The organism is Corynebacterium kroppenstedtii, from assembly GCF_016894245.1.
GTDB lineage: Bacteria > Actinomycetota > Actinomycetes > Mycobacteriales > Mycobacteriaceae > Corynebacterium.
Genome location: NZ_CP069792.1, coordinates 2281247 through 2306613 on the forward strand (window position 1 = coordinate 2281247; position 25367 = coordinate 2306613).

Sequence of the window (25367 nt, forward strand, 5' to 3'; positions counted from 1 at the left end):
GTCGTCACGGATCATAAGGAAGGAACCTTTACTCAATCTTGTCCCACCGCCAGCACAAGCTTCCCAAGGAAACCTCGAGGCAGCGCGAGGCACGAAAGAAATACGCTACATGGACCTCGGCACACCCACTTGCCGCGAAGCAATTCGCTCGGACAATCGAGGATCTCCTCGGTGATTCTGGAATAGCTTTCGACGCTGTCACGGCCCGAATCAAAGCGCTGCCCAGCCTCTTGGACAAGGTAGAGAAGAAAACTCCTGCCGGTGAATGGTTCTTCCCCCACGGGTTCGATGACGCCTACGACTTCATTGGTGTGCGGGTAACAACATTCCATTCCACTGAGATCCCGGAAATCCGACGCGTGCTCGAACAGCACTTCCAGATCGACCGTGTTATCGACAAAGCAGCTGAAACTCGTGTAGCTGGTGGGTTCGGTTATGGTTCCCTCCATCTTATTTGTCGGATCCCAAACATTACCTCTGACTCCACGAACATTCTGATTCAAGAATTAGCCGAGTATTCGGGGCAGGTAATGGAAGTTCAAATTCGAACTGTCCTTCAACACGCGTGGGCTGAATTTGAGCATGATGTCCGCTACAAGGGGCCACATACAGGAAGCGATCCACGAATTGATCGGGCATTCACTCTTGCTGCCGGTCTTATCGAATTAGCCGACCAACAATTCGACCAAATTGCGTCCATTGCCAACCAAAACCCCCGCGCAACAGACAGCTCCGATGATGCACCACTCTCCCCAGAAATTCTGCCGGGAGTACTCACCGTCATCCTTGGTCCGCTTTTCCCCCGCTCAAAAAGCGAATACTACCGCTACGCGTACGCAATGTTGGCGGCCCACGGGATCACCGACGTCGGTAGTTTACGTGAGCTCCTGTCCGACGACCTTGCCGAGGCGGTCAGGGCAGTCATGCACCCAGATTTTCCTCCAGGGCAAGTCCGCATGGTCGATGATGTTCTCTTGGCACGATATGGGCGTGACCATATCAAGAAAACTGTCGATATCGGGGATCACGGTGAGACCCGCTCGGGCCGCTTGGGCAACCGATGGAAAAAACTTCTTGATGCTGGACTCGGCGCGGCAAGCAAATCGTAGTCTCACCCATTATAGTTAGATGACCTGACGAACTGCGGGTCACCGCTATACTCGACACATCACAGAAGGACTATCACGATTAATCGCCATCCCACCTCATGAACAACGGAGTTCACCCATTACTTCCTCATTACACCGTCAGTGAAGGAGCAGAAAGATGAAATTCCGCGCGCAGGACGCCATCCTGATCCTTATTTCAGCTATCTTTTCCCTAGCGTTTTTCCCGCCTAAGTGGGCACTCGTTGTTTTCATCCTCCTTGTGCTCGTCGCCGTTGGACTCAAGTATTGGAGTGAGCGAAAACAATAAAACGAGCACCCATATTCAATCGCACCTATTCTAATTCGGTCTTTAGCGACGACCCCGCAGCTTCTCCATCTGCCGACGTTCTTTCTTAGTGGGGCGGCCAGCACCACGATCTCGGCGCGGCATAGACGCTAGTATCTCCGGTGACGGTGGCGGTGGGGAATGATCGATATAACACTCTCGCGCTACAGCTGCGCCTACACGTTTGGTGGGAGTTTTGACGACCTCGACAATAAATTCCCGGTGATGTGACCAGGCCCGGACGGTGTCGCCGGGGACAATTGTTTGTGCCGGTTTGATTTGTTTCCCGTTGACTTTAACGTGACCGGCACGCACTGCACTAGTGGCAGCAGTGCGGGTTTTGTATAAGCGGATAGCCCACACCCATATATCGGCACGAACAGCTGAGGTGTTGTCCGCTGCGGAACCTTGTTTCGTCGGTGACATAGCTAGGTTTTATGTCCACGTATCTTCGTGTTTGAGAATTCGCATGACTTTGTAGACATCCCATGCACCAGCAGCAACAATAAGAATGCTAACGACGATAAAAAATGTCGAACTTGCTACTGCGCTGGTAATCAGCGCGATGACTCCGACGCCTGCGAAGGTAGCACCGCGAGCGGAGTACTTTCTCACATCAGCTTTACGTTGGGCGGGTGAGGCTGCGACGTATCGATCAACCTGAGAGCTCATGCTTACACTCTAGCGAAGAAAAAGGTCACTCGATTTTTGATAGTGCCCAGGGGACGGACAAGGGGTTCGGCATACTCATGGCTGTTCCGACTTCTTCCTGAAGAACTTGAGTGCGGCCTTCTTGGGCTACATCGAGTGTGCTGAATACCGGGTCGTGCAGAAATGCCTCGCTGTTCCCTGCGTAATCAATGACAAACAGTTTGTCGAGCCCCTGGAAGATGTCATAGTTTTCGGCTGCAATTTCATGATAGAACGCGGAATTGTGGCCGCCAGAGCCGTCCCCTTGAACCGATTGAGGGATGGTGTATCCCATATTCGTTACAAATTGTCCCCGACCCGCCGAATCATCGTAGACAGCGGCTTTGCCATCGTATGGCATGACGATGGCAGCCTTTTTGTTCTGGATGTCGGGGTGCTTGTCTCGGTATTTCTTGAAAGACTCCTTTACTTTTGCGATCAGCTTGCTTGCTTCCCCTTCCTTATCAACAGCTCTACATACTTCTTTAATCTGTTCATCCCAAGGAATTTCGTAGTCCTGGTACTTATCGGAGTGTGTTGCAATCGGCGCGATGGCAGAAAGACGCTGATGAGCTTGTTTATCCACTGCCGTATTGATCGCCATAATTAAAGACGGATTTTTGTGGGCAATCGTCTCAAGCACGGATGTTGAGAATGCTTCTTGAGTACTATCCAAGACGATGGGGAGATCATGAATATTCCGCGACTGTAAAGCCTCGCGCGTCCAACTGTTGAGAGCCTTCGGCTGAACACCGTACGAGGTAGTTATCACGGGGATGATTCCCAACGCTATAAGAGTGTCTCCATCACCCATTCCTACGGCAGCGACGCGGCTGTCTTTCCCCTTCGATCCTTTCTGGTTAGCTCCCGACGATTGCCCTGCGGAATCATCTGACGAATCTGAGGAACATGCAGCGAGCCCCCAACCCGCTGCCGCAATAAAGCTGGCTCCTGCGACACGAAGAAATGAGCGGCGGTTTATTCCCGGACGCCCGGGCTCGGGATCGGGCCGCCCAACACGACCGCCGGTTTTACTTGTCTGGTTTTGAAATGCGGACCCGTTCACAGCCGAACCGTCACTTTCTGGCAGCATGAGACCTTAGGTGGAACTTTCTCTCCATGTTATTCCGGTTTCATAGGCATTGAATACCCCTTGCGTTAATGCGGCTACTGCAGATACCACGGCATCGACATCGCTTGGGGAAACGACGACGTTGATCTGCACGATGTTTCCGCTATCCCCGCTACCCTCGTTGCGCTGAGTTGAATTTGTATCCAGTGGATGTGCGTCCTCAGGCGCACCCGCCCCGTACACAGTGGGTTCTACTGACCAGTCATCGCTGCGGAGCGCCGATTCCACGCGGCCTGCGTCGGAAATCGAAACAATAAAGGTAATGCGTAAAGCACGATGACGTCGGGATGTCGGTGCTACAGATACTGTCTGCGCCACCGAATCTGAGTAGGCGCGCACCAGACCGCCCGCCCCCAGCTTGGTTCCACCAAAATATCGGACGACGACTGCGCATACGTTGGTGATTCCCGATTCGCGCAGGACATTGAGCATCGGCTGACCCGCCGTTCCTGCAGGTTCGCCGTCGTCGGAGGAACGCTCAACGAGCATCAGTGGTGCATTCACCTTGTCCGGCATGTCATCAGCTTCATCTGACGCCGCGGTAATAAACGCACTGCAATGATGGCGGGCATCGGGGTATGCCTTACGAATATTAGCAATATGCTTGCGCGCATCATCCTCTGAGTCAGCTCGCCGAAGATGACAAATAAAACGGGACCGTTTTATTTCCTGCTCAGTGGAGTAGTCCCGATGATCCTGCGGGACAACATACGACGGCTGAGTGCTCATAAGGGTTTATTGTAAAGCTGGCCTGCTCGATAAGAACTAACCTGCTCTCCCCGGCATAAATCCCCTACCCTAGATATATGGAACACACCAGGCCCGCCCAATCCACAAAGAAGATGACATCCACAGCACGCTATTTCCGTTTGTGGTCCCCCGACGCCACTGCTGCACGTGTCCATGTTCGGCGTCCTCATGGACAACAGGAAAGCTCCAGCCCAGGCTGGCGCAACTCGTCGGCACTTTCCTCGTCGACTCCTGCAGAGTCCGACGACATAACCGGCGACGCCGACACAGTGATCCATCCGCTGCATCGCACCGGGGAATGGTGGATCTCCGATATCCCAGCACATCCCGGTGACCGTTATGCCTTCTCTATCACAACTGATCCCGCTGTCAGCGACGACACAGAGTCGGGCAAGGATAGCGATGCTATTGAATGGGTCGGTCCGTTTCCTGACCCCTGTTCCGAACGGCAACCGGACGGCGTTCACGGTTTTAGTGAGATCTGGGAACCGACATACGAATTCACCTGCACCCAATGGCGTGGCCGCCCCCTAGAAGGATCCGTCCTCTACGAACTTCACGTTGGCACATTTACTCCTGAAGGAACTTTCGACGGACTTATCGCGAAACTTCCCTACCTCAAGGATTTGGGGGTAACAACGGTTGAGCTCATGCCTGTCGCTCCGTTCGGCGGTACGCGGAACTGGGGATATGACGGAACTAACTGGTTTGCCGTCCAAGAGTCATACGGTGGGCCCGACGGTCTGCGAAAATTGGTTGATAAGGCACACCAGCATGGCCTCGCAGTCTGCCTTGACGTCGTCTATAACCATTTCGGCCCCGACGGATATTATGGCGGCGCGTTCGCGCCCTACACCTCAGGCGGTTCAACCGGGTGGGGCGAGGTAGTCAACCTCGTCGGTGATCATTCAGACACTGTCCGGCGCCTGATCATGGACGCGATCCGGCGCTGGTTCACCGAGTTCCGTATCGATGCTCTACGGCTCGACGCTGTTCACGCGTTCAACGACCCGGGTGCCCACCCGATCCTGGAGCAGATGAACGACGTGGCGCGGGACGTGACAGCCCGTACCGGTATTCCCCGCACGCTCATCGCGGAATCAGACCAAAATGATCCGCGGATCGTGAGCCCCGTCGCAGCCGGCGGCTATGGGTTGGCTGGCCAATGGTGTGATGATGTCCACCACGCCATTCATTCGGCGGTCTCCGGTGAACACCACGCCTACTATGGCGATTTCGGCTCTCCCCAGGTTCTTGCTACGGCATTAACCCGCGCCTTCTGGCATGATGGCCGCTATTCGCAGTTCCGTGGCCGGACGCATGGGCGGCCGATCCACCATGCGACACAACCCGCGTCGTCCTTTGTCACATATACGACGACTCACGATCAGACTGGCAACCGCGCCGCCGGCGACCGGCCGAGCATGAATCTCACGCCGGAGCAGCAAGTCGCGAAAGCAGCGCTTGTTTTCACTTCTCCCTACACGCCCATGCTCTTTGAAGGCGAGGAGTGGGGTGCCTCCACACCATTTCCGTTCTTTGCTTCGCATGAATCCGATGAACTTAATGAGTTGACCAAGGAGGGGCGCAAGCGCGAATTCGCACGCGCGGGATGGAGTGACGACGCCGTGCCTGACCCGTCTGCGCAATCAACATTCGACTCCGCGCGGTTAGATTGGGACGAGCTCACGGAGGGTTCTCATCAGGCCATCCATGATGCGTACCGGAAGCTGATCGCAATGAGGGAAGATTTCCCTCTCCTGCGCTCAGGGAACTTCGCGTCCATCTCAGTGTCCTGGCATGACGATAGCGGAAACCCTGCCGCGGCAGCTCACGGAGCCGATGTCAATGCCTCGGGAGCACTCTCAACCCCGCCGGTTGTCGACGAATCACCGGGACGCGGCAGGTGGATCCGCGTAGATAGGTTTTCTCCGATCACGAATACAGCTGTCCCCGTCGCTGATAGCGCGACAGCATCGGCCCAGGTCACCGACGAAAACGGCATCTCTGCCTTCATCAACCTTGCCGACGAACCAGCCGATGTTCCGCTACCCCACGGCAGTGCCATTAACGACTGGAATGTTATCTTCCGGTTTGGTGCGTCGGAAGGGGAAGAAGCGTCATTAGCAACGCAAACGGCGACCACGCTGAAGCCGTCGGCAGAAGATAAAAGCGCTGGTAACGAGGAGGAAACCCGCGTTATGCTAGCCCCTTGGGAAACGATCATTGTTGCGCGATAGACCAGCACAATGGGCCAACACAAGTAGCCAGCCCACGAGCGAATAATTCAGACTCCCTATGTCGAAACCCAAACTATCGACCTAGGGAGTCACCGTCCCACGGGAACGGCTAGGCCACGATACCAGCCCCCAACGTGGCTTTAAGGTCACCCATCAGAGAACTCGAACGATCGACTCGCAGGTGATTACCTAAGACCATCATGGTGGAGTTAGCGCCGTCGACAAGGGTCAAATAAACATCGGATTCGCCCTTATTCTCAACTAAGACTTTCTTCAGCCGGGCAATATTCTCCTTGGTGCATTGGTCAGTGCGCATTTTCAATTTCAGTGGACTCCCTTTGCCGCCGCCGTTGAGGCTCAAATCCGCTTGGGTGAGGTCATCACAAAAGACACTCATTCGGTCATCACGATATTTAATATGCGCCTTGGCTTTAATAATCGTGTCCTCCACAATGAGCGGTGCCACTAAAGCATATAGTTTATTGAAAACAAGGATATCCACAGAAGCACCGTTATGGTCCTCGATAGTGACAATGGCCCATGGTGAACCATCTTTCTTGGAGAAACGACGATCCACGGCGGAGATAATTCCACCAATCACGATATCCTGTTTATCTTTCAACTCACCCGACAACACGGTGGTCAATGGCGTATCCGTCTGCGCAGCTAACGTCTCTTCATACCCGTCAAGCGGGTGTCCTGAGACATACAATCCGAGCATTTCGCGCTCTAGAGCCAATTTATGCTTACGGTCCCATTCTTGATCGGGAACCTCAATGGAGAATGCTGAATCTTCTTCCTCAGCCTCCCCTCCTAAACCAGCGAAAAGATCGAACTGCCCCTTGTCCGCCGCTTTCTTGGTTGAAATGACGGAATCGACCGCATCCTCATGGATCAAATAAAGACCTTTACGCGGGTGACCCATGGAATCGAATGCGCCAGCTTTGATCAAAGATTCAGTCACTCGTCGGTTGCACGCAATAGTGTCAATCTTGTTCAAATAGTCAGTGAAGTCTTTAAAAGCACCCTTCTCCCGACGTGTAGAGACAATCGACTCCACGACATCTTCACCAACATTGCGGACAGCACCGAGACCAAAGCGAATGTCTTTGCCGACGGACTGGAAGGTATATTTCGACGAATTAACGTCGGGAGATAACACATCAATACCCAAATGACGGCAATCTGAAAGATAAATCGCAGACTTATCTTTTTTATCCGACACCGATGTCAAAAGAGCCGCCATATACTCCGCTGTGTAATTCGCCTTTAAATACGCCGTCCAGAAGGACACTAATCCATAACCGGCAGCGTGAGACTTGTTAAAGGCGTAACCAGCGAACGGAAGAATAACTTTCCACAGCGTATTAATAGCGTCATCCGAATAGCCGTTCTCTTTCATCCCGGCCTCGAAACTGACACGCTCTTTCGCCAGAACCTCGGGCTTCTTCTTACCCATCGCTTTTCGGAAGCTATCAGCTTGGCCCGCGGAATAATTGGCTACCTTCTGCGAGATCTTCATGATCTGCTCCTGGTAGACAATCAGGCCGTAGGTCTCCGCCAGGATGTCCCGAAGCGGTTCCTCCAATTCCGGGTGAATCGGGGTTATCTTTTCACGCCCATTCTTGCGGTCAGCATAGGACCAGTGCGCACCCTCACCCATCGGCCCTGGGCGGTAGAGCGCCAACGCCGCAACAATATCCGAGAATTCGGTTGGACCCATCCGTTTGAGCAGCTCACGCATACCGCCACTATCCAGCTGGAACACACCGAGAGTATCGCCGCGCGAGAGCAACTCATACGTCGGCTCGTCGACAACAGAAAGGCCCTCAAGATCGAGGTCCTCTCCCCTGTTTTCTTTGATGTTCTCGATGCAGTCGCCAATAACGGTGAGGTTTCGCAGCCCCAGGAAGTCCATCTTCAACAGGCCAATGGCTTCACACGCCGGGTACGGCCATCCGGTGATGATCGCCCCATCCTGGGCACGCTTCCACATGGGAATGTGGTCCAGCAACGGCACCGACGCCATAATCACAGCACAGGCGTGAACACCAGCCTGCCGGACGACGCCTTCAAGTCCCCGAGCTGTGTCAAAAATCTTCTTCACATCGGGATCGGTCTCGATGAGCTGGCGAACCTCAGCGGCCTCACTGTAGCGAGGATGCTCCGGGTCGACGATGCCGGACAACGGAATATCCTTCGCCATAATCGGGGCTGGCAGGGCCTTCGTAATCCGCTCCGCCATTTGGAAACCTGGTTGCCCGAAATGTGCGCGAGCAGAGTCTTTCAACGCCTGCTTCGTCTTCACTGTGCCGAAGGTAATAACCTGAGCGACCTTGTCTTCTCCCCAGTTATCTGCTGCGTAGCGGATCATCTCACCACGGCGACGATCGTCGAAGTCAATATCAATATCAGGTGCCGACGGACGCTCAGGATTAAGGAATCGCTCAAACAACAATCCGTGCTGGAGCGGATCGATATTCGTAATGGTCAACGCATACGCGACCAGCGACCCTGCAGCTGAGCCACGGCCGGGCCCCACACGAATACCGACCTGGCGCGCGTGCTTGATCAGATCGGCCACGACGAGGAAGTAGCTGGGGTAACCCTTAAAATCGATGACTCCGATTTCGTACTTGGCTCGGTCGGTGTATTCCTGTGGGACGGGCTGACCCTCGAAGCGCTTTTTCAGGCCTTGTTCAACTTCGTGAGTTAGCCACGACGTCGGCGTGTAGCCTTCCGGGACGTCATACTTTGGCATCCGGTCGTGGGTGTGGGGTTCCCAAATTTCGCTGTAATCCCCGACGCGCTCAGCGATAAGCAAGGTGTTATCACACCCGCCGGGGACCATGTCATCCCACGTATCTCGCATCTCACGAGCTGATTTCAGGTAGTAGCCACCACCGTTGAAAGCAAAGCGGTTACCGCCTTGGTCCAAGGTGGGTTCGTTCATCGTCGAACCCGTTTGCACACAGAGCATCACTTCGTGTGACCGGGCCTGATCCTTGGTGACATAGTGGCAATCGTTCGTCACCAGCGGAGGGATGTTGAGCTTTCGACCAATTTCTAATAACTCATTACGGACCCTCTGCTCGATCTCAATGCCGTGGTCCATGAGCTCGAGGAAATAATTGTCTTTCCCATAAATGTCTTGCCATTTGGCGGCTGCTTTAAGCGCTTCGTCAAACTGCCCAAGCCGAAGGCGGGTTTGAACTTCACCTGATGGGCACGCCGTCGTGGCGATAATTCCCTCGGAATGCTCTGCGATCAGCTCGGCATCCATGCGGGGCCATTTACCAAGCTGCCCCTCATAGGACGCCATCGAGGACAGATAAAAGAGGTTTTTCAGTCCGGTGGCATTCTCCGCGATCATTGTTTGGTGCAGATAAGCGCCCGAGGCTGACACGTCGTCACGCTTCTGGTGGGCTTCACCCCACCGAACACGCTTTTTATTGAAGCGGGAGTCGGGGGCCATATAGCATTCGACGCCAATAATGGGCTTAATGTCGTTCGCCGTCATCGCGCGGTAGAAAGCATCGGATCCGAACATGTTGCCGTGATCGGTCATTCCGACTGCCGGCATGTTCTGCCGTTTTACTTCATCCACCAAGAGATCAACCTTGGCCATTCCGTCGAGCATTGAATACTCAGTGTGGTTATGCAGGTGAACGAAGGAAGAATTGGCCATGCTCGCGATCATAGGGGGCATTTCTAGTGTGGTCGAGTGTCCTGGTCAGAGCATTTTTGTGGCGACGTCACGCTCGTCGACATGTCTTCTCTTCGGGCATTTGTCGTCTTTTCGAGAAAAACCGCACGCTCTACTCCAAGAACCATTAATGTGACTGCTATCACTTCACAGCTTCCGTCTCGAAGCCTTCACCACACCGTGGGCGTCTTACCACCCCACGATCTGCGGGAAGTGCCCGACGGGAGTGCAAAACAAATACGACATTGACCCGTGAAAACAACCCGAACGAAAGCAGGGCGTCATGAACTCCCCGAAACAACCATCGTCCGCGTCGACACCGTCGCACTCAGACGGACACGCGTCGACCCGATTGTCCAACGCGTTCACCTCAGCTAAGCGTCGGTTAAACTCTGCATCCTCTGCAGCAAACGATGCCGCGGAGCGCGCAAGGAAAAGCGGCGGAGTCATCGTCGAGACGATGAAAGATGGTTTACGCCCCAGTGCCCCACAGTCCAGCGTCTATCACCATAACTACGGTGTTCCCCAAAAAGTACGCGAAGCTGTTGCGAGCTACAGTGCTCCGCTTACTGTGCTTGATTTGGATGCTTTCCGCGCCAATGCCCGGGACATGGTGACACGAGCCAATGACACACCGATACGTGTTAGCAGTAAATCCCTCAGGATGAAAAACGCAATCAAGGAAGCCCTCGCTCAACCAGGTTTTTCAGGTGTGCAGGCCTATTCTCTTCAGGAAGCCATTTGGCTGGTAAAAAACGGAGTATCAGATGACGTACTCGTTAGTAGTCCCTCCACGAATAAACATGCCCTGCGCGAGATTGCTCAAGACGAACACCTCGCACGTGCCATCACATTAACTGCTGATTCACCCGAGCACCTCAATTTTCTCGATGCAGTGACCGATCCGGAAAACCGCAACGAACTCCGCATCTGTTTAGATGTCGATGCCGCCCTCGTGATCGGGCGCGGGATGTATATTCCTGGCCTTTCTTCGGGAGAGGCGACAAAATTGTGGTCGACGCAGACGAGTGATAAAGATTTTTCTCTACGAATTGGAGCCCTCCGCTCACCCATTCATGGAATCCGCGACGCGCAAGCATTCGTCAAAGAAATCTGGGGACGAAAAAACATGAAGGTCGTCGGAATCCTTGCCTTCGAGAGCCAAATTTCTGACGAAGGCGACGCGGGAACAGGTATCAGGCCAACCATGCGCCGGATTATGCAATCATTATCTCGCGGTGAAATCGCGAGCCGACGACAAGAGATCGTCCACGGCGTCGATTTCGCCCTGATGTCGGCGGGCCTTGATCAGTTAGAGTTCGTCAACGGTGGTGGCACAGGATCACTGGAATCGACGGGGACAGAAAGCGCTGTGACGGAAATCGCTGCAGGTTCTGGGCTTATTGGCCCTGGTTTACTGGATCATTTTCGCAGTTTTCATCCCCACCCGGCCTGCTGGTTCGTGTTACCCGTTATCCGACGTCCCGGCAAAGGAATCATCGTTGTGGCTGGCGGAGGCCGTGTAGCGTCGGGAACCCCTAGCCACGACAAACTTCCTGTTATCGACTTTCCAGCAGAACTGGAGTTCGCTCCACGAGAAGGCGCGGGAGAAGTACAAACTGCTTTGATCGGCCCCGCTAGCGATGGCCTAGCCGTTGGAGACAAGGTGTGGCTTCGACACGCCAAGGCTGGAGAGGCGATGGAATGGACGAACTCGGTTCTGGTCGTGTCCGGCGGAGAAGTGGTTGATACATGGACGACCTATCGGGGTGAAGGTTTCGCCTTTTAGGTACACAGGCTCGTCATCCAGCAGGACTATGACGACGCGGCACGCACGCGGTTCGCGCGTCTGCGGGATATCAAGGCCAAGTCTGTTATGAAGAATCCGACGCTAATCCAAATAATGATGAAACCGAGCCACCGTCCGAAGCTAAATGATTCCTGTGTCACGAAAACGGCCCATAGCATCTGCAAAACGGGAGTGAGATACTGAAGCATTCCCAAGGATGTCAGTGAAATCCGCTGAGCCGCGTACCCAAAGAGCAGTAAGGGCACAGCTGTCACGATGCCGGCTGTCATCAGCAATAAGGTGTGGCCGGCTCCCTCTGAGGTGAATGTTCCTTCGTGTCGCTGCCCCAGAATGAGCAAATAGCCGATCGCGACTGGAGCGATACATAGCGTTTCACACGTCAAAGAGATCATGGGTGTTAGAGGAACTCGCTTTTTGAGTAAGCCATAAAAGCCAAAGCTGAAAGCGAGCGCCAACGAGATAACCGGCAGGTGTCCCAAATCCACTGTAAGAACGGCTACTGCTACCACGGCAATTCCAACTGATAGCCACTGCAGTGGGCGGAGCCGTTCCGCCAAGAAAAAGACCCCAAGGAGAACACTGACTAACGGATTAATGAAATAACCCAGCGCGGCGTCTGCGACATGATCCGAATTGACCGCCACAATATAGGTTCCCCAATTCACTGCAATGAGCACGGCGGCAGCGAACACCGTCACCCACACTCGCCAAGGAATACTTAGTAGTTTCTTGAACTGTCCGCTGAACAGCACAATGGCCAGCATGAAAACAAGGGTCCATACAAATCGGTGCGCCAAAATTTCCACAGGCGACGCCGGTTTCAAAAGAGGAAAGAACGCGGGGAATAATCCCCACAACACGTAACATGCCCAGGCCCATAACACGTGAATGATGGTAGCGGACACGTAACACTCTTCCCAGACGATCGGCGCAAGCCTTGATCACGTCATCGTTGAGGGACGGGTTATCTTCCAGGTTTGGGCACTGAGAGCCACCATTATCCCCGGCTTAAGAAGTATGGGGCGCGACAACGGAATGAGGCGAACTAACGGCCACTGGTTGGTTCAGGACTGGTGGGTGCAGAAAGAGTAATGGGGTTCACATCGTCCTGAGGCGTCGCCGAATCTTGGGATGTATCCGTGGAATCGTCAACGCCCGCACTAGCAGGATTTCTTACTCCGATCCGTCCCCACACGGCATCAGAAGGCAGTGCCTCCACAGCAAACGTCTTCTTGCGGATAGTCCGGAACTGATCTAGTGTCCCATACACAATGACACCCGGGATCTGGTCGTTTTTTGATGTGTCTTCAAGCTCATTGGCCCACTGCACCTGATCAGCAAACAGTCTCTCCAGCGGATACCCGGCAGTCGGATCAGGAATTCCGGAAACTACTCCAGGCCCTACCAACACTGATCCCACTCTGACACTACTACCCTGCAAGGCCTCCGCAGCTTTGGCAGGTGTTGTCGGTGGATTAAAGGTCACTAGCGCCCAGTGTTTGTCATCGTTAGTTCCCCGACTGGATGGCTTTTGGTTTCCCGCACTATCCGAACCATTATTCGCGTTAGCGCTCTCAGCGGTCTCAGACTGCAGCGTCGCATCGGAGCGTTTTTGGTACTGCGCCATCGTTTCATCCTCAGGGCCTAAAGTGTCGCCATTTACAGCCATGGTCGATGAGGTGGTATCCGGACGGACCATCATAATGATAAAAACGGTCACCAACAGACCGACTGCCACTACTGCAGCAACGTTCCACCCCATGTTGTGCGCCCCAGCAGCCTTTCCAGGCTCCGACGCCGACGCCCGATTCTGGCTCCGGACTGAGGGCCCGGATACCGAGCTGGCAGAGACGAGATTAGGGCGCTGAGCTCCCCAGTTAATACGGCTTTTCGACGCGGACGTCATGGCCGACGAAGACGACGAGGACGTCATCGCCGACGAAGAACCGGTGGATGAAGACGGCGTGGATGAAGACGGCGTGGAAGGAGAATCGCTCGATGACGACGACTCCTTGGCCCTAGCGGAGAAACGCGACGACGAACGCCCTGCACCTGGAACCCATGACGTAGGCCCAGAACGTCGAGAGGTGGGCCCACGGCGGTGACGGTTATGACTATCCATCAAGCATCCCGTTATCACGCCGAAGCGTGGTTAAAGCATGGTTTAAATCCGCAGGATATGGGGATTCCACCACCATGTAATGGCCATCGGGATGGGTAAAGCCCAAAGAAACCGCATGGAGCCACTGCCGTGACAGATTCAAATGCTCAGTTAACTTAGGATCAGATCCGTACATCGGATCACCGCAACACGGATGATGTAACGCAGAAAAGTGGACGCGGATCTGATGCGTTCGCCCTGTTTCGAGATGAACCGACACCAACGTCGCCTCCCGAAAAGCTTCCATGGTCGAATAATGCGTCACCGCTCGTTTGCCATCCGAACGGACCGCAAATTTCCAACCTGCCCCTGGATGCCGAGCGATAGGAGCATCAATCGTGCCCACCGTCGGGTCCGGATGTCCCTGGACAAGAGCATGGTATGTCTTATCCACAGTGCGGTCTCGAAAGGCCTGTTTGAGCAACGAATACGCTCGCTCCGACGCTGCAACAATCATCACCCCGGACGTACCCACGTCGAGGCGCTGGACAATCCCCTGCCGCTCCGGGGGTCCCGATGTCGACACGCGAAATCCGGCGGCACGCAGCCCTGACGTCACAGTGGGGCCATCCCATCCCATAGTCGGATGAGCAGCCACCCCCACTGGCTTATCAACGACGATAACGTCGCTATCGCTGTAGAGAATGTCCATGCCCTCTACCTCGCGAGCAGGTTCATCTGCGATCGATCGCGCCTCCGGCAGGGTGACATCCAACCACGAATCCGTCGTCAACCGGTCAGACTTCGAAGCCGGAACACCGTCGATAAGAATGTCTCCCGAGGATGCGAGATCAGCAACAACCGTGCGAGATAGGCCGAGCAACTTTGACAAGCCCGAATCGACGCGAAGACCATCGAGCCCCACGGGAACAGGCATGCGCCGAGAATCACGCATTATTTCACTCACCTACCTATTATCGCGCTTCTCTCTGTCTACCACCGAAGAGAACCCCAACAATATAAAGCACCACACCAATGGTGATCGCCGAATCCGCCACATTGAAAATTGCGAAACGCCCCACCGAAATGAAGTCCACCACATGCCCTACGCCAAAACCGGGACTCCGAAAAAGGCGATCCAGAAGATTACCCAGCGCACCGCCACCAATCAGACCGAAGGCTAGTGTTTCCTGCCTCACCTTCATACGCGGAGCCCACACCAGCACGGCGATGACAGCGAGAGCCTGAATCACGGTAAAAAAGATCGTTGCACTGCTGCCCATGCTAAAGGCTGCCCCCGAATTACGAATGAGGTACAAACGAAAACCGGGAACGACCGTATACGCGTGTCCGGGTGTAAGAACCGCCACTAGGAGCGATTTCACCAGTTGATCAACAATCGCCACCGCCGCCACGATGCCCAGGACAATCCATCGATTCACGCAGACCATAGTAACGGAGTGTCGCCCTATCACCCCATGCCGCTACGCCATGGCCAGGGTCGTCGGTAAGGTTGACGACGTGAATGTCATGCTCCGCCGAATCGCTGCCGCTGGAAGTGCCATACTCCTCCTCTTCACAACAGCATGTGGCTCAGATAGTAACGATGCGAAAAAAGAGAATTCCGCCACCGTGAACCTGGAGGCAACCGTCGTCACTGTGACAAACCCGGGGCAACAACCGCAGTCGAAGCTCACTTATGACCTCAGCGACTCTGACCAGCACGGAACGATGGACGTGACACAAGGGTTTGGGCAGCAAACGAACACTGACACGGAGCCGGACGTGACATCCACAACGATGACACTGCCCTATACCGCGAAACGTGACACCATCACCATTGGAAAACCGACCGGGTCTAACAACACCCTCAATTCCGATATTGCGACCGCCCAAGGTTTCACGCTAAAAACGAATAATTCCCCAACCGGCATTAAATCTGAAGCAACTTTCACCGCCCCCGAGAAGGCGACGGAAACCGCGCGTGCCTCCATCGAACGTGCGCTTACTCAATATCTCTCCACCCCCGTCGTGTTCCCCACCGATCCCGTGGGAATCGGAGCTCAATGGGACGTCCGCATTAAAGTAAACGACCCTTCACCTGCAGTGAAGACGATTACCTACACGCTAGAGAAGCACGACGGTAATACCGTCGAACTCGACGCAAGCGTTCAACAACGCCCTAGCACCACTTCCCTCTCTTTATCGGAAGCGCCTGACGTCCCCTCCGATGCGAAAGGCTCACTGGATGTTAAAGACTCGTCGACCAACACCCACGTTGGCAAAGTCACCGTTGATCTGACGAAGCCGATCCCGGTCAAAGGCTCCATCGACACAACAACAATCACGACCTATGCCGGCAACACCAGCGGGCATTCCGATGACGCCTCGCCAGCGTCCGAGAAAAACTCAACCGCGCAAGAGACGTCGATTATTCAAAAGAATCAGCGCGCGATGACGTGGAAGTAGGTTACACATCATGCCAGTTTCAGCTAACACACCCGCTCATGCCACTGCGCCACAAGACGACACGTCTGGTCAGCCCTCTGCTACACCCCCGCGCATCGTTGTACTCGGCACCGGGGGGACAATTTCCTGCACGTATGATTCCTCTGGGGCATTGGTGCCAACATTGTCGACGCAACAACTCATCGACCCAGTGGTTGAACGCTTCGAGGGCAATGTCATCGTCGAAGCACGCGATATAGCCCAGCTCGACAGCTCCTCAATCACCTTCGACGATTACGACACCATTAACTCGGCTATTACGGAGGCACTCAGTGACACTGAGGTCACCGGTGTCGTCGTCACGCACGGAACCGACTCGATGGAGGAATCAGCTATCGCGGCAGACATCGTCCACAATGATTCCCGTCCGGTCATTTTCACTGGCGCACAACGGCCCGCCGACCATCCTGAGGCCGACGGCCCCGGAAACTTATTCGAATCAATTGTGATCGCAACAGATAATTCCGCTCGTGACATTGGAGTGCTCATCGTCTTCGGGCATGCGGTCATTCCCGCACGTGGAGCAGTGAAATGGCATACGTCTGACCCGCTTGCTTTTGCGACCAACGCACCTGATGAACCACCGCGGCCGCGCCCGCTGCCCAATGTCACATTCGGAGGGCATCGCATCGATATCATTCCGGCATACCCTGGAGCCGACGCAACCCTACTGAACGCAGCTATCAGCAACGGCGCCGAGGGCCTCGTTATCGAAGGTATGGGCGCGGGAAATGTCGGCGACGCTTTAGCGACTGCGATCACGTCCGCCCTAAAACAAGGAATTCCGGTCGTGATGGCGAGCCGTGTCCCACGAGGGAACGTCAATCCCTTATACGGCGGAGACGGAGGGGGATTGACTCTCTCCCGGCAGGGGGTCATCGGCGCTGGGTGCGTCCATGCTGCTCAAGCACGAATTATCCTTGCTGCAGCCATTGACGCAAAGGTTCATCCGCAAACGTTGTTTGATGTGTGATTTCCTCTGACATTAGTCATCACCGACCTCTGCAGTGTGGCCACATGCTCAGGGGCGTAAGCAGGCTCTGCCTACCCCACTGGCTCATCCTGACAAACAGACTGAGGCTCTCTCCTCGCTGCTGACCACTGCTACTTAGTGTCATCACCTAGCCCTAGGCCGTGCCCTAGCCATTCGTCCCACTCAAGACTATCGACGGGATCTGCACGAGTAAGCTCCGGCGTATCGACGGGAAAGCTTCGTACTGGCCCTTTGCCCGTCGTCCGCGTTTCGAATCGAACGCTAACTACGCCGTGTCCCGAACCTTGTACCCACCCATGACCATAGTCAGGATGATAAACATCGATCGTCGCAGGCCACACAATTGTTTCCGTGTGGGGCGCAGCCGTCGGCGTCGAAGCAATCTTGGGCGCATCCGTTGGAGCACCATCGAAATCAGATTTCTCCGCGCCCTCATCCGTCGAGGTGTTCGCTAGTCCCTCACTATCGGCGACAGGTGACACAGATGAGGATGTATTGGCCACTGACACCACTCCTGCTTCAAAATCACCATCAGCCTCTGATAAGGCTCTATAGTCCGCCCCTTGTGATGGATCGAGATCAGGAAACAATGCTTCCTGGCGAGCAGATTCGAGCCCTGAGAGAGATACTCCCACCAGGCGAACAGCACCAAAAACAGCGGGATCGGCAGCGAGTCGACTGGCCACGCGATACAGCACGTCCCAATCTGTCGTCGAAAAAGGAAGTGTTTCTGACCGTGTGTGCTGCTCGAAATCAGCACGCTTGAGCTTAACCGTCACCGTGCGAGCCCCACGACCATCATTCATGAGACGACGGTGAGCCTTTGTCAAGGCCGCGCGTATGCCGTCGTCCACTTTGTCCAGGGTGGTCACGTCGTCGCTGAACGTCGATTCCGACGACACTTGTTTCGCTTCCGCTCGCGGTGCAACAGGGCGCGGATCATGCCCCTGAGCAAGCAACCACAAGGCTGGCCCATTTGTTTTCCCCAATGTCATTTCCACATCAGCTCTGGACATATCGGCAAATTGCTCAATTGTCCTCACCCCAATGTCGGCCAATTTGGCTTCAGCTACCGGTCCGATTCCCCACAATTTTCGTACCGGCAGCGGATCGAGAATTGTGTGCTGGTCCTGGACGGGAATGACAAAGGTTCCATCGGGTTTGGCCAACCCAGACCCTATCTTGGCGAACTGTTTCCCAGCTCCTGCTCCCACCGACGACGGCAGACCGGTTTCCTCCCTAATGCGCTTCCTTAAATGCCCCGCCCATTGACGGACCTCATCGGGAGCGGCGCCAGCGAGCTCGTCCGGCTCCATGAAGGCTTCATCAACACTAAGCTGCTCAATCAACCCGGCTTCTTCGCGAATAATCTCCATTACTCGTCGAGACGCGGTTTTATACACATCAAAACGCGGCCTCACAGTGATTCCGGTATATCCGACTAAGCGGCGGGCACGCATCATGGGCATCGCGGAATGCACACCGAATGCCCGGGCCTCATAGGACGCCCCGGCGACGACCCCACGACCAGACGACACTCCGCCCACTAATACCGGGCGGCCGCGGAGAGTCGGCCGAGTCAATTGCTCACACGAGGCAAAGAAAGCATCCATGTCGATATGGAGAACCCACCGATGCTGGCTGGCATCGTCATGTGTGGTGTTCACCATATCTCTACAGATGTCACCCTTTCAGACTAGAACGGCTTGCCTGGTGCGAAAGCGCTCTGTTGACTCGTCGCTGTTATGACTCGGCGGAGTCGTCACGGTGAAGAGCAATCGCCACCGAGGCAAAGCAGCCATCAGACAGATCTGTGGCCTCAGAGGGAGCATCCGATGCTGCCTGGATATCGACCGAGGTCGCCAAAACTTCAGAGGCAATGGTGTCCTTCTGCGACTTCACCATATCGACCTTGTCTTCCGGGACGTACATCGTCAGCGCGATGCGATCCGAGACGTTCAGCCCTGCCTGTTTCCGCGCATCCTGAATCCCGCGAATTCGGTCGGCCGCCCAGCCTTCGACTTCGAGCTCCGGTGTCATAGTCGTGTCGATAACAACCAGCCCCTCAGTTCCCGCGATTTCAGCAGTCGTGTCAGGATTCACCGCAACGAGACGACGCGTGAACTCCTCAGGCTTGAGCTCAATTCCATCAGCGTGAAGAACGTCCCCGTCGACGGTGTAATTACCCGCCTTCACTGCCTTGATTGCCTTCTGAACATTCTTGCCCAGACGGGGGCCGGCGACGCGAGCGTTGACGACAGCTTCAAACCGACCCACGGAATTAACATCGTCAGTCAAAATGACGTCCTTGACGTTCACCTCATCGCGGATGATGTCAGCGAATGGCTCCAAGGACGACGAATGAGGCATAGCCACAGTCACCGACAGCAAAGGCAACCGGTTACGCAAGTGATGAGCCTTCCGCAACGACGATGCCGCTGAACACGCGGAGCGCACACCATCCATCGCCTGAACTAAGTCAGCATCTGATGGGATTACATCGGACGAAGGCCAATCAGCCAAGTGCACCGAGCGTCCACCGGTCAGGGCACGCCACAACACCTCCGAAAGCATCGGCAACAGTGGCGCAGTCACACGCGTCAACGTTTCAAGCACCGTATACAGAGTATTAAAGGCTTCAGGCCTGACGGTATCCCCCGCCCAGAAACGATCACGCGAACGACGCACGTACCAGTTCGTCAGGGCATCACAGAACCAGCGCACCTCATCCGTCGCGCGCGCAACATCAGTATCGTCCAAAGCGTGGGTAACCTCGTCGATAGTGTCGTGCAATTTAGCGAGGATATAGCGGTCCAAGACATTCGACGACGACGTCGACCATTCCGCCGGTTTCGAGGCATACAAAGCAAGGAATGAATACGCGTTCCACATCGGCAGCATCGCCTGGCGCACACCCTCACGGATGCCTTCCTCGGTGACAATCAAGTTTCCACCGCGAAGAATCGGTGACGACATTAAGAACCAGCGCATCGCATCCGACCCATCGCGGTCGAACACTTCATTGACATTGGGATAATTGCCCTTCGATTTGGACATCTTCAAGCCGTCATTGCCCAACACGATTCCGTGGGCGACGACACGTTTGAACGCGGGTCGATCGAACAGCGCTGTTGCCAAAACATGCATGGTATAGAACCATCCGCGCGTCTGGCCGGAGTATTCAACTACGAAATCCGCGGGGGCATGCTTCTCAAACCATTCCTGGTTCTCAAAGGGGTAATGTACCTGCGCAAAGGGCATCGATCCCGATTCAAACCAGCAATCGAGGACTTCTGGCACGCGTCGCATTGTCGACGCACCTGTCGGATCATCCGGATTGGGGCGAGTCAGGTCGTCAATGTAGGGACGATGAAGCGATTCCGGACGCGTTCCGAAATCCTTCTCTAGTTCATCAAGTGAACCGTAAACGTCAACACGGGGATATTCCGGGTTATCCGAAACCCACACGGGAATGGGCGAACCCCAGTACCGATTTCGTGAGATGTTCCAATCCCGGGCGCCTTCGAGCCACTTACCGAACTGCCCGTCGCGAATATGCTCCGGAAGCCACTCAACGTGCTCATGGTTGAGCTCGACCATCCGATCGCGGAACTTCGTCACCGACACAAACCACGACGGCAACGCCATGTAGATCAACGGCTGGCCCGACCGCCATGAGTGCGGATATGAGTGCTCGATCGTCTGATGGCGCACCACACGCTTGGCCTTCTTTAAGTCCTTAATAATTTGCTTATTTGCATCAAAGACCAACTGGCCTTCATAATCCGGAACCTCAGACGTAAACTTTCCGTCAGCATCCACGGGAATAACCAGCGGGATATCAAACTCATTCGTTGTGTTCATATCGTCTTCACCAAAAGCCGGTGCCTGGTGGACGATACCCGTACCATCTTCCGTCGTGACGTAATCAGCCGGAAGGATCTGGAACGAATTCGGATTATTCTTGAAGTAATCGAAGATCGGCTCATAAGTCAGGCCGACGAGGTCGCGCCCCGGGTGGGTTGACAGGACCGTATAGTCCTTGCCCAGTTCTTTCTTGTATGCACCAACTAGTTCTTCGGCTAGCAGAACGCGTTGACCTTTAAACTCGTCAAGCCCGGTACTGCCCACCTCAACCTCGACATAGGTCACGTTCGGATTAACAGCCAGAGCTAAGTTCGACGGCAGCGTCCACGGCGTCGTCGTCCAAGCAAGGGCCAACGCGCCTACCAGACTGGCGTCGGCATTAGTTCCCTCTTTCACCCCGGTGATCGGGAATGTCACTGTAACCGTGGGGTCTTGCCGCAACTTATACGAATCGTCGAGGCGGGTTTCCTGATTCGATAGCGGCGTGTGCTCTGCCCACGAATACGGGAGGACGCGGAAGCCCTGATAAATGAGCCCCTTATCATAGAGGGTCTTGAAAGCCCACATCACAGACTCCATGAAGTCGAGGTTCATGGTCTTATAGCCATGCTCGAAATCAACCCAACGGGCCTGGCGGGTGACATATGCTTTCCACTCCTCGGTGTACCGAAGAACAGACTTGGCACAATAGTCATTAAAGGCTTCGAGCCCCATCGACTCGATTTGACCTTTGTCCTTGATCCCTAGCTGCTTTTCTGCCTCAAGCTCGGCCGGGAGACCGTGGCAGTCCCACCCAAAGATGCGAGCAACTTTCTTGCCACGCATTGTCTGATACCGGGGAATGATGTCCTTGACGTACCCGGTGAGCAAATGTCCATAGTGCGGCAAACCATTCGCGAACGGGGGACCATCGTAGAAAACATACTCCGGGGCACCATCACGCTGGCTAATTGATTCTTCGAAGGTGCGATCTTTCTTCCAAAAATCGAGCACCTTTGGTTCCATATCAGCAAACCGTGTAGATCCACCTGCAAGATCGACACGCGGGTATGCGCCACCCGCAGGAGTCGCATCTTCCGGGTTCCTGGGAGAATCAGACTTCGTCTCCGACGTCGACATGTTATCGGTCACCCTGGCTCCTCTTATCTAGGCTGTCATAACAACGAATGACGTGGCGGAGCTGATGTTACGGGTACCTTCGGAAGAAGAACCGCGCTTCATCGAGCTCAGCTTTGCTCAGCCAGGGACGCTCACACGCGGTACCACCCTGATTGGATATGTCCTTACACTGTTTCGATCACCATAAAAACGAAGCAAGGACTGTATCCCACTCATTGGCGACATTAACGGTGCCGAACCGCTCGGTTCTACTAAGGGACCACATCTGCACTGCTATGACGACGGATATCGTCGCCACAGTGCGGTTTGGGCACCTGTTCTTCCGAGTCACTCCCCGGAGATAGCCGGATCACAGCGAACGAACAAAACTATACGGGATTATCGATGATGCTAAAAATTTAACAGGGAACTCATGTTCGTTATTCCCTATTCGCGGATTGACCGCTCTTCCTAACACGTTCTTTTCGTTTAACGATGATATCGATGATGACGATAAGAACTCCTATAGCTCCCACCACGATGCAGGCTATTGCCCATGCTTTTGATGCCAATACCAAGGCAACAATAAGGAAGGCAAAAGCCACAACAGCTAGAAGCAGAGCTAATACGGTCATAACCACATCCTTTGTTTGTCACCAGCCTAGCAAATCCAAATAAGACAAAAGTAAACCCACCGCGAGACACTATCCCGCAGTGGGTCGACGAAACGACGGGAATTATTTAGTCATTGGACTCGAGCTGGCCAGCGGGTGCCGCAGAACCACGTGAGTTCAAATCCTCCAACTGAGATTCGAGGAAGGTCTTCAAGCGAGTACGGTATTCGCGTTCGAAGGTGCGGAGCTCTTCAATACGAGCTTCCAGAGCTTCCTGCTGCTTCTTCACAGTGGTCATGATCTCGGCGTGCTTACGCTCTGCGTCGCTACGCAGCTGATCTGCCTTTTCCTGAGCCGACCGAACCTGAGCCTCCGATTGTGCGGTGGCATCGGAAATCATCGTCTCCGACTTCTGTTTAGCATCTGCCACCATGGACTCGGACTTCTGGCGAGCTTCGGCGATCATGGAATCCGACTTCTGCTTAGCATCATTGAGCTGGCTTGTAGACCGGGATTCCGCATCTGCCAGCGTGCGCTTCGAGGACTCGTCAGCGTCGGAAATAGTCTTGTTAGCTGCGGTACGAGCCTCGTCCAGCATCGACTGAGATTCCTGACGAGCGTCATTGGTCAGACGATCCGCCATCTCTTGGGCCAAGCTCAAGACGCGTGCTGCCTGCATGTGAGTCTCTGCGGTGGCCTCGCCGGTCTCACTATCGGTACCGGGAACCGACGACGCAGCCTGTGCAGGTTGTTGCGGCTGGCTTTGCTTTTCAGACTCAAAGCGGGAGCGAGCATCTGCCTCGGCCTGTTTGCGAGCCTCAACCAATCGTGCTTCGTACTCAGCTTCGAGGTTCTGGCGAACTTTCTGCTCAATGTCTCGGCGGAGCGACTGTTCCAGTTCACTGCGAACCTGGCTTTCAATCTCCGCACGGAGGGCGCCCTCATCGACCGAGGCCCCAGCACTTGGTGCCGATGCTGCAGACGATGAGGCAGCATCGCGAGACTCTGTCGAGTTGCTTTCTACGGCACTCTTGAGTTCAGAGTTTTCATCAAGCAGCTCACTGAGAGTGTCTTCGACAAGGTCGAGGAACTGGTCAACCTCATCCTCGTTGTAGCCACGCTTGCCGATCGGCGGCTTGCTGAACGCTACATTATGCACATCAGCGGGAGTCAGCTGCATGGAAATTCCCTTCACTTTCATACGGAACGCCAACCACCGTCCACCTCACCCGGTGGACTCGGATACCGTCCCGAGTTTCTATCTGTCTCTGGACACGCAGTTGTCAGATCTACTTTAACTTCATTGATAACGCTTTACACGTTACATCGCCGAGAAATGCTCTGATCACAACAACCCCGGCAATCTCAGCAGCTATTAACTACTACCGATCAGCCGTTGCTATCTACTGCGAGCCCAAAATATTCGATTAACGTCGTTAGTCTACCGCACTATAGCTCATATAGCGTATCAAGTGCCCCAATTTTTTCGCCACTTTAACGAAAGCAGACCATTAGCGCGAGATTAGTACAGGCCGAACACGCCAGTCGGTCGGAATATCATCGCAATTACTTCTAGCGCGAAGAACAACACGAGGACTGATAAGTCAAGGCCCACACCACCCCCAAGGTTGAGGGGAGGAATGAGTTTTCTCAGAGCTTTGACCGGCGGATCCGTGACAACAAAGAAAGGCTCTGCAACCAGGGCAAACCACCGTGGGGGCCGCCAAGACCGGGAGAAGCTCGCGATCATCTCAACGACGATCCTGACAACCAGGATGAAAGAGTAAATTCGCGCGATCGTATAAATAGTGAGCGAAAGAGCAGTCACACGTGTCCTTTACCGCATTAACAAATAATTTCGATACAGCGTACCGGACGACCGGTGTTTAGAGAGAGTCGGGCTCTTTCAGCTGCTCTTTCTGCTCGTCATCCAACCTGACTCCTTTAGGTATGAGGGCGAACTTGCGTGGAGTCAGTTTTTCCGTCCTCGCGTCAAGCGCAATCTGAATCCCCGCAGCGAAATCAGCCACACGCTGCGCCTGGGACTTTTCCATCGCTGACACGTCATAAACGACGATGTCGCCATTGCGGAACGCTTCCCCAATTTGGCGGGCTTGCCGGAACGAGGCCAGGGTTATCCGCACAATCTCGGGCTCACGAGACGTCTCTGCCGTCGACCCCCGGGATTCCGGCGTCGACGAAGAATAATAACGGGATCCACCATAGCTACTTCCCGAGCGGTAACCATAAGAGTCGCGGGAATAAGAGTCGACATGACGCTCACGCTCTACTGGGCGATCATCGTAATCGTCATAGTCCTCGTAATCATCGTCATAATAGCTATCGCGTTTATAGTCTTCTACAGGCTGAAGGCCGAAGAATTCTTTTATTTTATCCATTGAGCCGGCCATAGTAAGAGTCCT

22 protein-coding genes are annotated in these 25367 nt (G+C 54.6%); 7 read left to right on the forward strand and 15 right to left on the reverse strand.

The features are described 5' to 3' along the window. The first annotated feature begins 38 nt into the window (after positions 1-38). Entirely contained in the window at positions 39-1109 is a 1071-nt protein-coding gene (locus I6J23_RS09765) for a GTP pyrophosphokinase (RefSeq protein ID WP_204581896.1), read from the forward strand. 157 nt (positions 1110-1266) lie between these two features. Continuing rightward, positions 1267-1416: a hypothetical protein gene (locus tag I6J23_RS09770; RefSeq protein ID WP_156441630.1), complete on the forward strand. Its 150-nt coding sequence runs from the start codon at positions 1267-1269 to the stop codon at positions 1414-1416. A gap of 42 nt (positions 1417-1458) precedes the next feature. On the opposite strand, the gene I6J23_RS09775 is transcribed toward I6J23_RS09770, so the two are convergent. The 4 genes from I6J23_RS09775 to I6J23_RS09790 are packed head-to-tail and all read right to left on the reverse strand — an operon-like array spanning position 1459 to position 3985. Further along, entirely contained in the window at positions 1459-1860 is a 402-nt protein-coding gene (locus I6J23_RS09775; RefSeq protein WP_204581897.1) for an RNA-binding S4 domain-containing protein, read from the reverse strand. Positions 1861-1869: 9 nt separating this feature from the next. Beyond that, the gene (locus I6J23_RS09780) at positions 1870-2106 is read right to left on the reverse strand and encodes a hypothetical protein (protein WP_204581898.1); all 237 of its coding nucleotides are present in this window, start codon (positions 2104-2106) and stop codon (positions 1870-1872) included. Between the two features lie 25 nt (positions 2107-2131). Continuing rightward, complete coding sequence (locus I6J23_RS09785; protein WP_204581899.1) at positions 2132-3217, reverse strand: ABC transporter substrate-binding protein; 1086 nt, start codon at positions 3215-3217, stop codon at positions 2132-2134. A 6-nt stretch (positions 3218-3223) separates the two neighbouring features. Further along, positions 3224-3985 carry an IMPACT family protein gene (locus I6J23_RS09790; RefSeq protein WP_204581900.1) on the reverse strand — a complete coding sequence of 254 codons (762 nt, stop codon included), beginning with the start codon at positions 3983-3985 and terminating at the stop codon, positions 3224-3226. A gap of 77 nt (positions 3986-4062) precedes the next feature. Between I6J23_RS09790 and treZ the strand changes: the two genes are divergently transcribed. After that, positions 4063-6246, forward strand: a complete 2184-nt coding sequence (gene treZ / locus I6J23_RS09795) for a malto-oligosyltrehalose trehalohydrolase (protein WP_239454911.1) — start codon at positions 4063-4065, stop codon at positions 6244-6246. A gap of 109 nt (positions 6247-6355) precedes the next feature. On the opposite strand, the gene dnaE is transcribed toward treZ, so the two are convergent. Next, the gene (dnaE, locus tag I6J23_RS09800) at positions 6356-9934 is read right to left on the reverse strand and encodes a DNA polymerase III subunit alpha (protein ID WP_204581901.1); all 3579 of its coding nucleotides are present in this window, start codon (positions 9932-9934) and stop codon (positions 6356-6358) included. A gap of 301 nt (positions 9935-10235) precedes the next feature. Between dnaE and I6J23_RS09805 the strand changes: the two genes are divergently transcribed. Beyond that, a complete protein-coding gene (locus I6J23_RS09805) occupies positions 10236-11741 on the forward strand; it encodes an alanine racemase (protein WP_239454912.1) in 1506 nt (501 codons plus the stop codon). Positions 11742-11767: 26 nt separating this feature from the next. Here I6J23_RS09805 and rarD read toward each other — a convergent pair whose 3' ends face one another. Together rarD and I6J23_RS09815 are read right to left on the reverse strand one after the other, a co-directional pair. Continuing rightward, positions 11768-12646, reverse strand: coding sequence for an EamA family transporter RarD (gene rarD, locus I6J23_RS09810; RefSeq protein ID WP_204583065.1), 879 nt, complete (start codon positions 12644-12646; stop codon positions 11768-11770). Positions 12647-12807: 161 nt separating this feature from the next. After that, the gene (locus I6J23_RS09815; RefSeq protein WP_204581902.1) at positions 12808-13668 is read right to left on the reverse strand and encodes a hypothetical protein; all 861 of its coding nucleotides are present in this window, start codon (positions 13666-13668) and stop codon (positions 12808-12810) included. On the opposite strand from I6J23_RS09815, the gene I6J23_RS09820 reads away from it, so the two are divergent. After that, on the forward strand, positions 13667-13867 hold the full coding sequence (locus I6J23_RS09820) for a hypothetical protein (RefSeq protein WP_204581903.1): 201 nt from the start codon (positions 13667-13669) through the stop codon (positions 13865-13867). The genes I6J23_RS09815 and I6J23_RS09820 overlap by 2 nt on opposite strands. Positions 13868-13876: 9 nt before the next feature. Here I6J23_RS09820 and I6J23_RS09825 read toward each other — a convergent pair whose 3' ends face one another. Together I6J23_RS09825 and lspA are read right to left on the reverse strand one after the other, a co-directional pair. Next, the gene (locus tag I6J23_RS09825; RefSeq protein WP_204581904.1) at positions 13877-14818 is read right to left on the reverse strand and encodes an RluA family pseudouridine synthase; all 942 of its coding nucleotides are present in this window, start codon (positions 14816-14818) and stop codon (positions 13877-13879) included. Between the two features lie 19 nt (positions 14819-14837). Continuing rightward, positions 14838-15314, reverse strand: a complete 477-nt coding sequence (gene lspA, locus I6J23_RS09830) for a signal peptidase II (protein WP_204581905.1) — start codon at positions 15312-15314, stop codon at positions 14838-14840. A 40-nt stretch (positions 15315-15354) separates the two neighbouring features. On the opposite strand from lspA, the gene I6J23_RS09835 reads away from it, so the two are divergent. Together I6J23_RS09835 and I6J23_RS09840 are read left to right on the forward strand one after the other, a co-directional pair. Beyond that, the gene (locus I6J23_RS09835) at positions 15355-16332 is read left to right on the forward strand and encodes a hypothetical protein (RefSeq protein WP_204581906.1); all 978 of its coding nucleotides are present in this window, start codon (positions 15355-15357) and stop codon (positions 16330-16332) included. A 10-nt stretch (positions 16333-16342) separates the two neighbouring features. Then, positions 16343-17344: an asparaginase gene (locus I6J23_RS09840; RefSeq protein ID WP_239454913.1), complete on the forward strand. Its 1002-nt coding sequence runs from the start codon at positions 16343-16345 to the stop codon at positions 17342-17344. Positions 17345-17475: 131 nt separating this feature from the next. Here the strand turns inward: I6J23_RS09840 and I6J23_RS09845 are convergent, their stop codons facing one another. The 6 genes from I6J23_RS09845 to I6J23_RS09870 all read right to left on the reverse strand — a co-directional run bounded on the left by I6J23_RS09845 (position 17476) and on the right by I6J23_RS09870 (position 25343). Continuing rightward, positions 17476-19035: a DNA polymerase IV gene (locus tag I6J23_RS09845; protein ID WP_204581907.1), complete on the reverse strand. Its 1560-nt coding sequence runs from the start codon at positions 19033-19035 to the stop codon at positions 17476-17478. A gap of 73 nt (positions 19036-19108) precedes the next feature. Continuing rightward, the gene (gene ileS, locus I6J23_RS09850; protein WP_204583067.1) at positions 19109-22351 is read right to left on the reverse strand and encodes an isoleucine--tRNA ligase; all 3243 of its coding nucleotides are present in this window, start codon (positions 22349-22351) and stop codon (positions 19109-19111) included. 419 nt (positions 22352-22770) lie between these two features. Further along, entirely contained in the window at positions 22771-22965 is a 195-nt protein-coding gene (locus I6J23_RS09855) for a hypothetical protein (RefSeq protein WP_204581908.1), read from the reverse strand. Positions 22966-23071: 106 nt separating this feature from the next. Continuing rightward, positions 23072-24124, reverse strand: coding sequence for a DivIVA domain-containing protein (locus I6J23_RS09860; RefSeq protein ID WP_204581909.1), 1053 nt, complete (start codon positions 24122-24124; stop codon positions 23072-23074). 342 nt (positions 24125-24466) lie between these two features. Beyond that, positions 24467-24772, reverse strand: a complete 306-nt coding sequence (locus I6J23_RS09865; protein ID WP_204581910.1) for a YggT family protein — start codon at positions 24770-24772, stop codon at positions 24467-24469. 58 nt (positions 24773-24830) lie between these two features. Beyond that, positions 24831-25343, reverse strand: coding sequence for a cell division protein SepF (locus I6J23_RS09870; protein ID WP_204581911.1), 513 nt, complete (start codon positions 25341-25343; stop codon positions 24831-24833). Positions 25344-25367 lie beyond the last annotated feature (24 nt).

Bases quoted from the DNA above. Each gene is read 5' to 3' on its own strand.
- I6J23_RS09770 (WP_156441630.1), top strand. From the start codon at position 1,267: ATGAAATTCCGCGCGCAGGACGCCATCCTGATCCTTATTTCAGCTATC.
- I6J23_RS09775 (WP_204581897.1), bottom strand. From the start codon at position 1,860: ATGTCACCGACGAAACAAGGTTCCGCAGCGGACAACACCTCAGCTGTT.
- I6J23_RS09780 (WP_204581898.1), bottom strand. From the start codon at position 2,106: ATGAGCTCTCAGGTTGATCGATACGTCGCAGCCTCACCCGCCCAACGT.
- I6J23_RS09785 (WP_204581899.1), bottom strand. From the start codon at position 3,217: ATGCTGCCAGAAAGTGACGGTTCGGCTGTGAACGGGTCCGCATTTCAA.
- I6J23_RS09790 (WP_204581900.1), bottom strand. From the start codon at position 3,985: ATGAGCACTCAGCCGTCGTATGTTGTCCCGCAGGATCATCGGGACTAC.
- treZ (WP_239454911.1), top strand. From the start codon at position 4,063: ATGGAACACACCAGGCCCGCCCAATCCACAAAGAAGATGACATCCACA.
- dnaE (WP_204581901.1), bottom strand. From the start codon at position 9,934: ATGGCCAATTCTTCCTTCGTTCACCTGCATAACCACACTGAGTATTCA.
- I6J23_RS09805 (WP_239454912.1), top strand. From the start codon at position 10,236: ATGAACTCCCCGAAACAACCATCGTCCGCGTCGACACCGTCGCACTCA.
- I6J23_RS09820 (WP_204581903.1), top strand. From the start codon at position 13,667: ATGGCCGACGAAGACGACGAGGACGTCATCGCCGACGAAGAACCGGTG.
- I6J23_RS09815 (WP_204581902.1), bottom strand. From the start codon at position 13,668: ATGACGTCCGCGTCGAAAAGCCGTATTAACTGGGGAGCTCAGCGCCCT.
- I6J23_RS09825 (WP_204581904.1), bottom strand. From the start codon at position 14,818: ATGCGTGATTCTCGGCGCATGCCTGTTCCCGTGGGGCTCGATGGTCTT.
- lspA (WP_204581905.1), bottom strand. From the start codon at position 15,314: ATGGTCTGCGTGAATCGATGGATTGTCCTGGGCATCGTGGCGGCGGTG.
- I6J23_RS09835 (WP_204581906.1), top strand. From the start codon at position 15,355: ATGGCCAGGGTCGTCGGTAAGGTTGACGACGTGAATGTCATGCTCCGC.
- I6J23_RS09840 (WP_239454913.1), top strand. From the start codon at position 16,343: ATGCCAGTTTCAGCTAACACACCCGCTCATGCCACTGCGCCACAAGAC.
- I6J23_RS09845 (WP_204581907.1), bottom strand. From the start codon at position 19,035: ATGGTGAACACCACACATGACGATGCCAGCCAGCATCGGTGGGTTCTC.
- ileS (WP_204583067.1), bottom strand. From the start codon at position 22,351: ATGTCGACGTCGGAGACGAAGTCTGATTCTCCCAGGAACCCGGAAGAT.
- I6J23_RS09855 (WP_204581908.1), bottom strand. From the start codon at position 22,965: ATGACCGTATTAGCTCTGCTTCTAGCTGTTGTGGCTTTTGCCTTCCTT.
- I6J23_RS09860 (WP_204581909.1), bottom strand. From the start codon at position 24,124: ATGCAGCTGACTCCCGCTGATGTGCATAATGTAGCGTTCAGCAAGCCG.
- I6J23_RS09870 (WP_204581911.1), bottom strand. From the start codon at position 25,343: ATGGATAAAATAAAAGAATTCTTCGGCCTTCAGCCTGTAGAAGACTAT.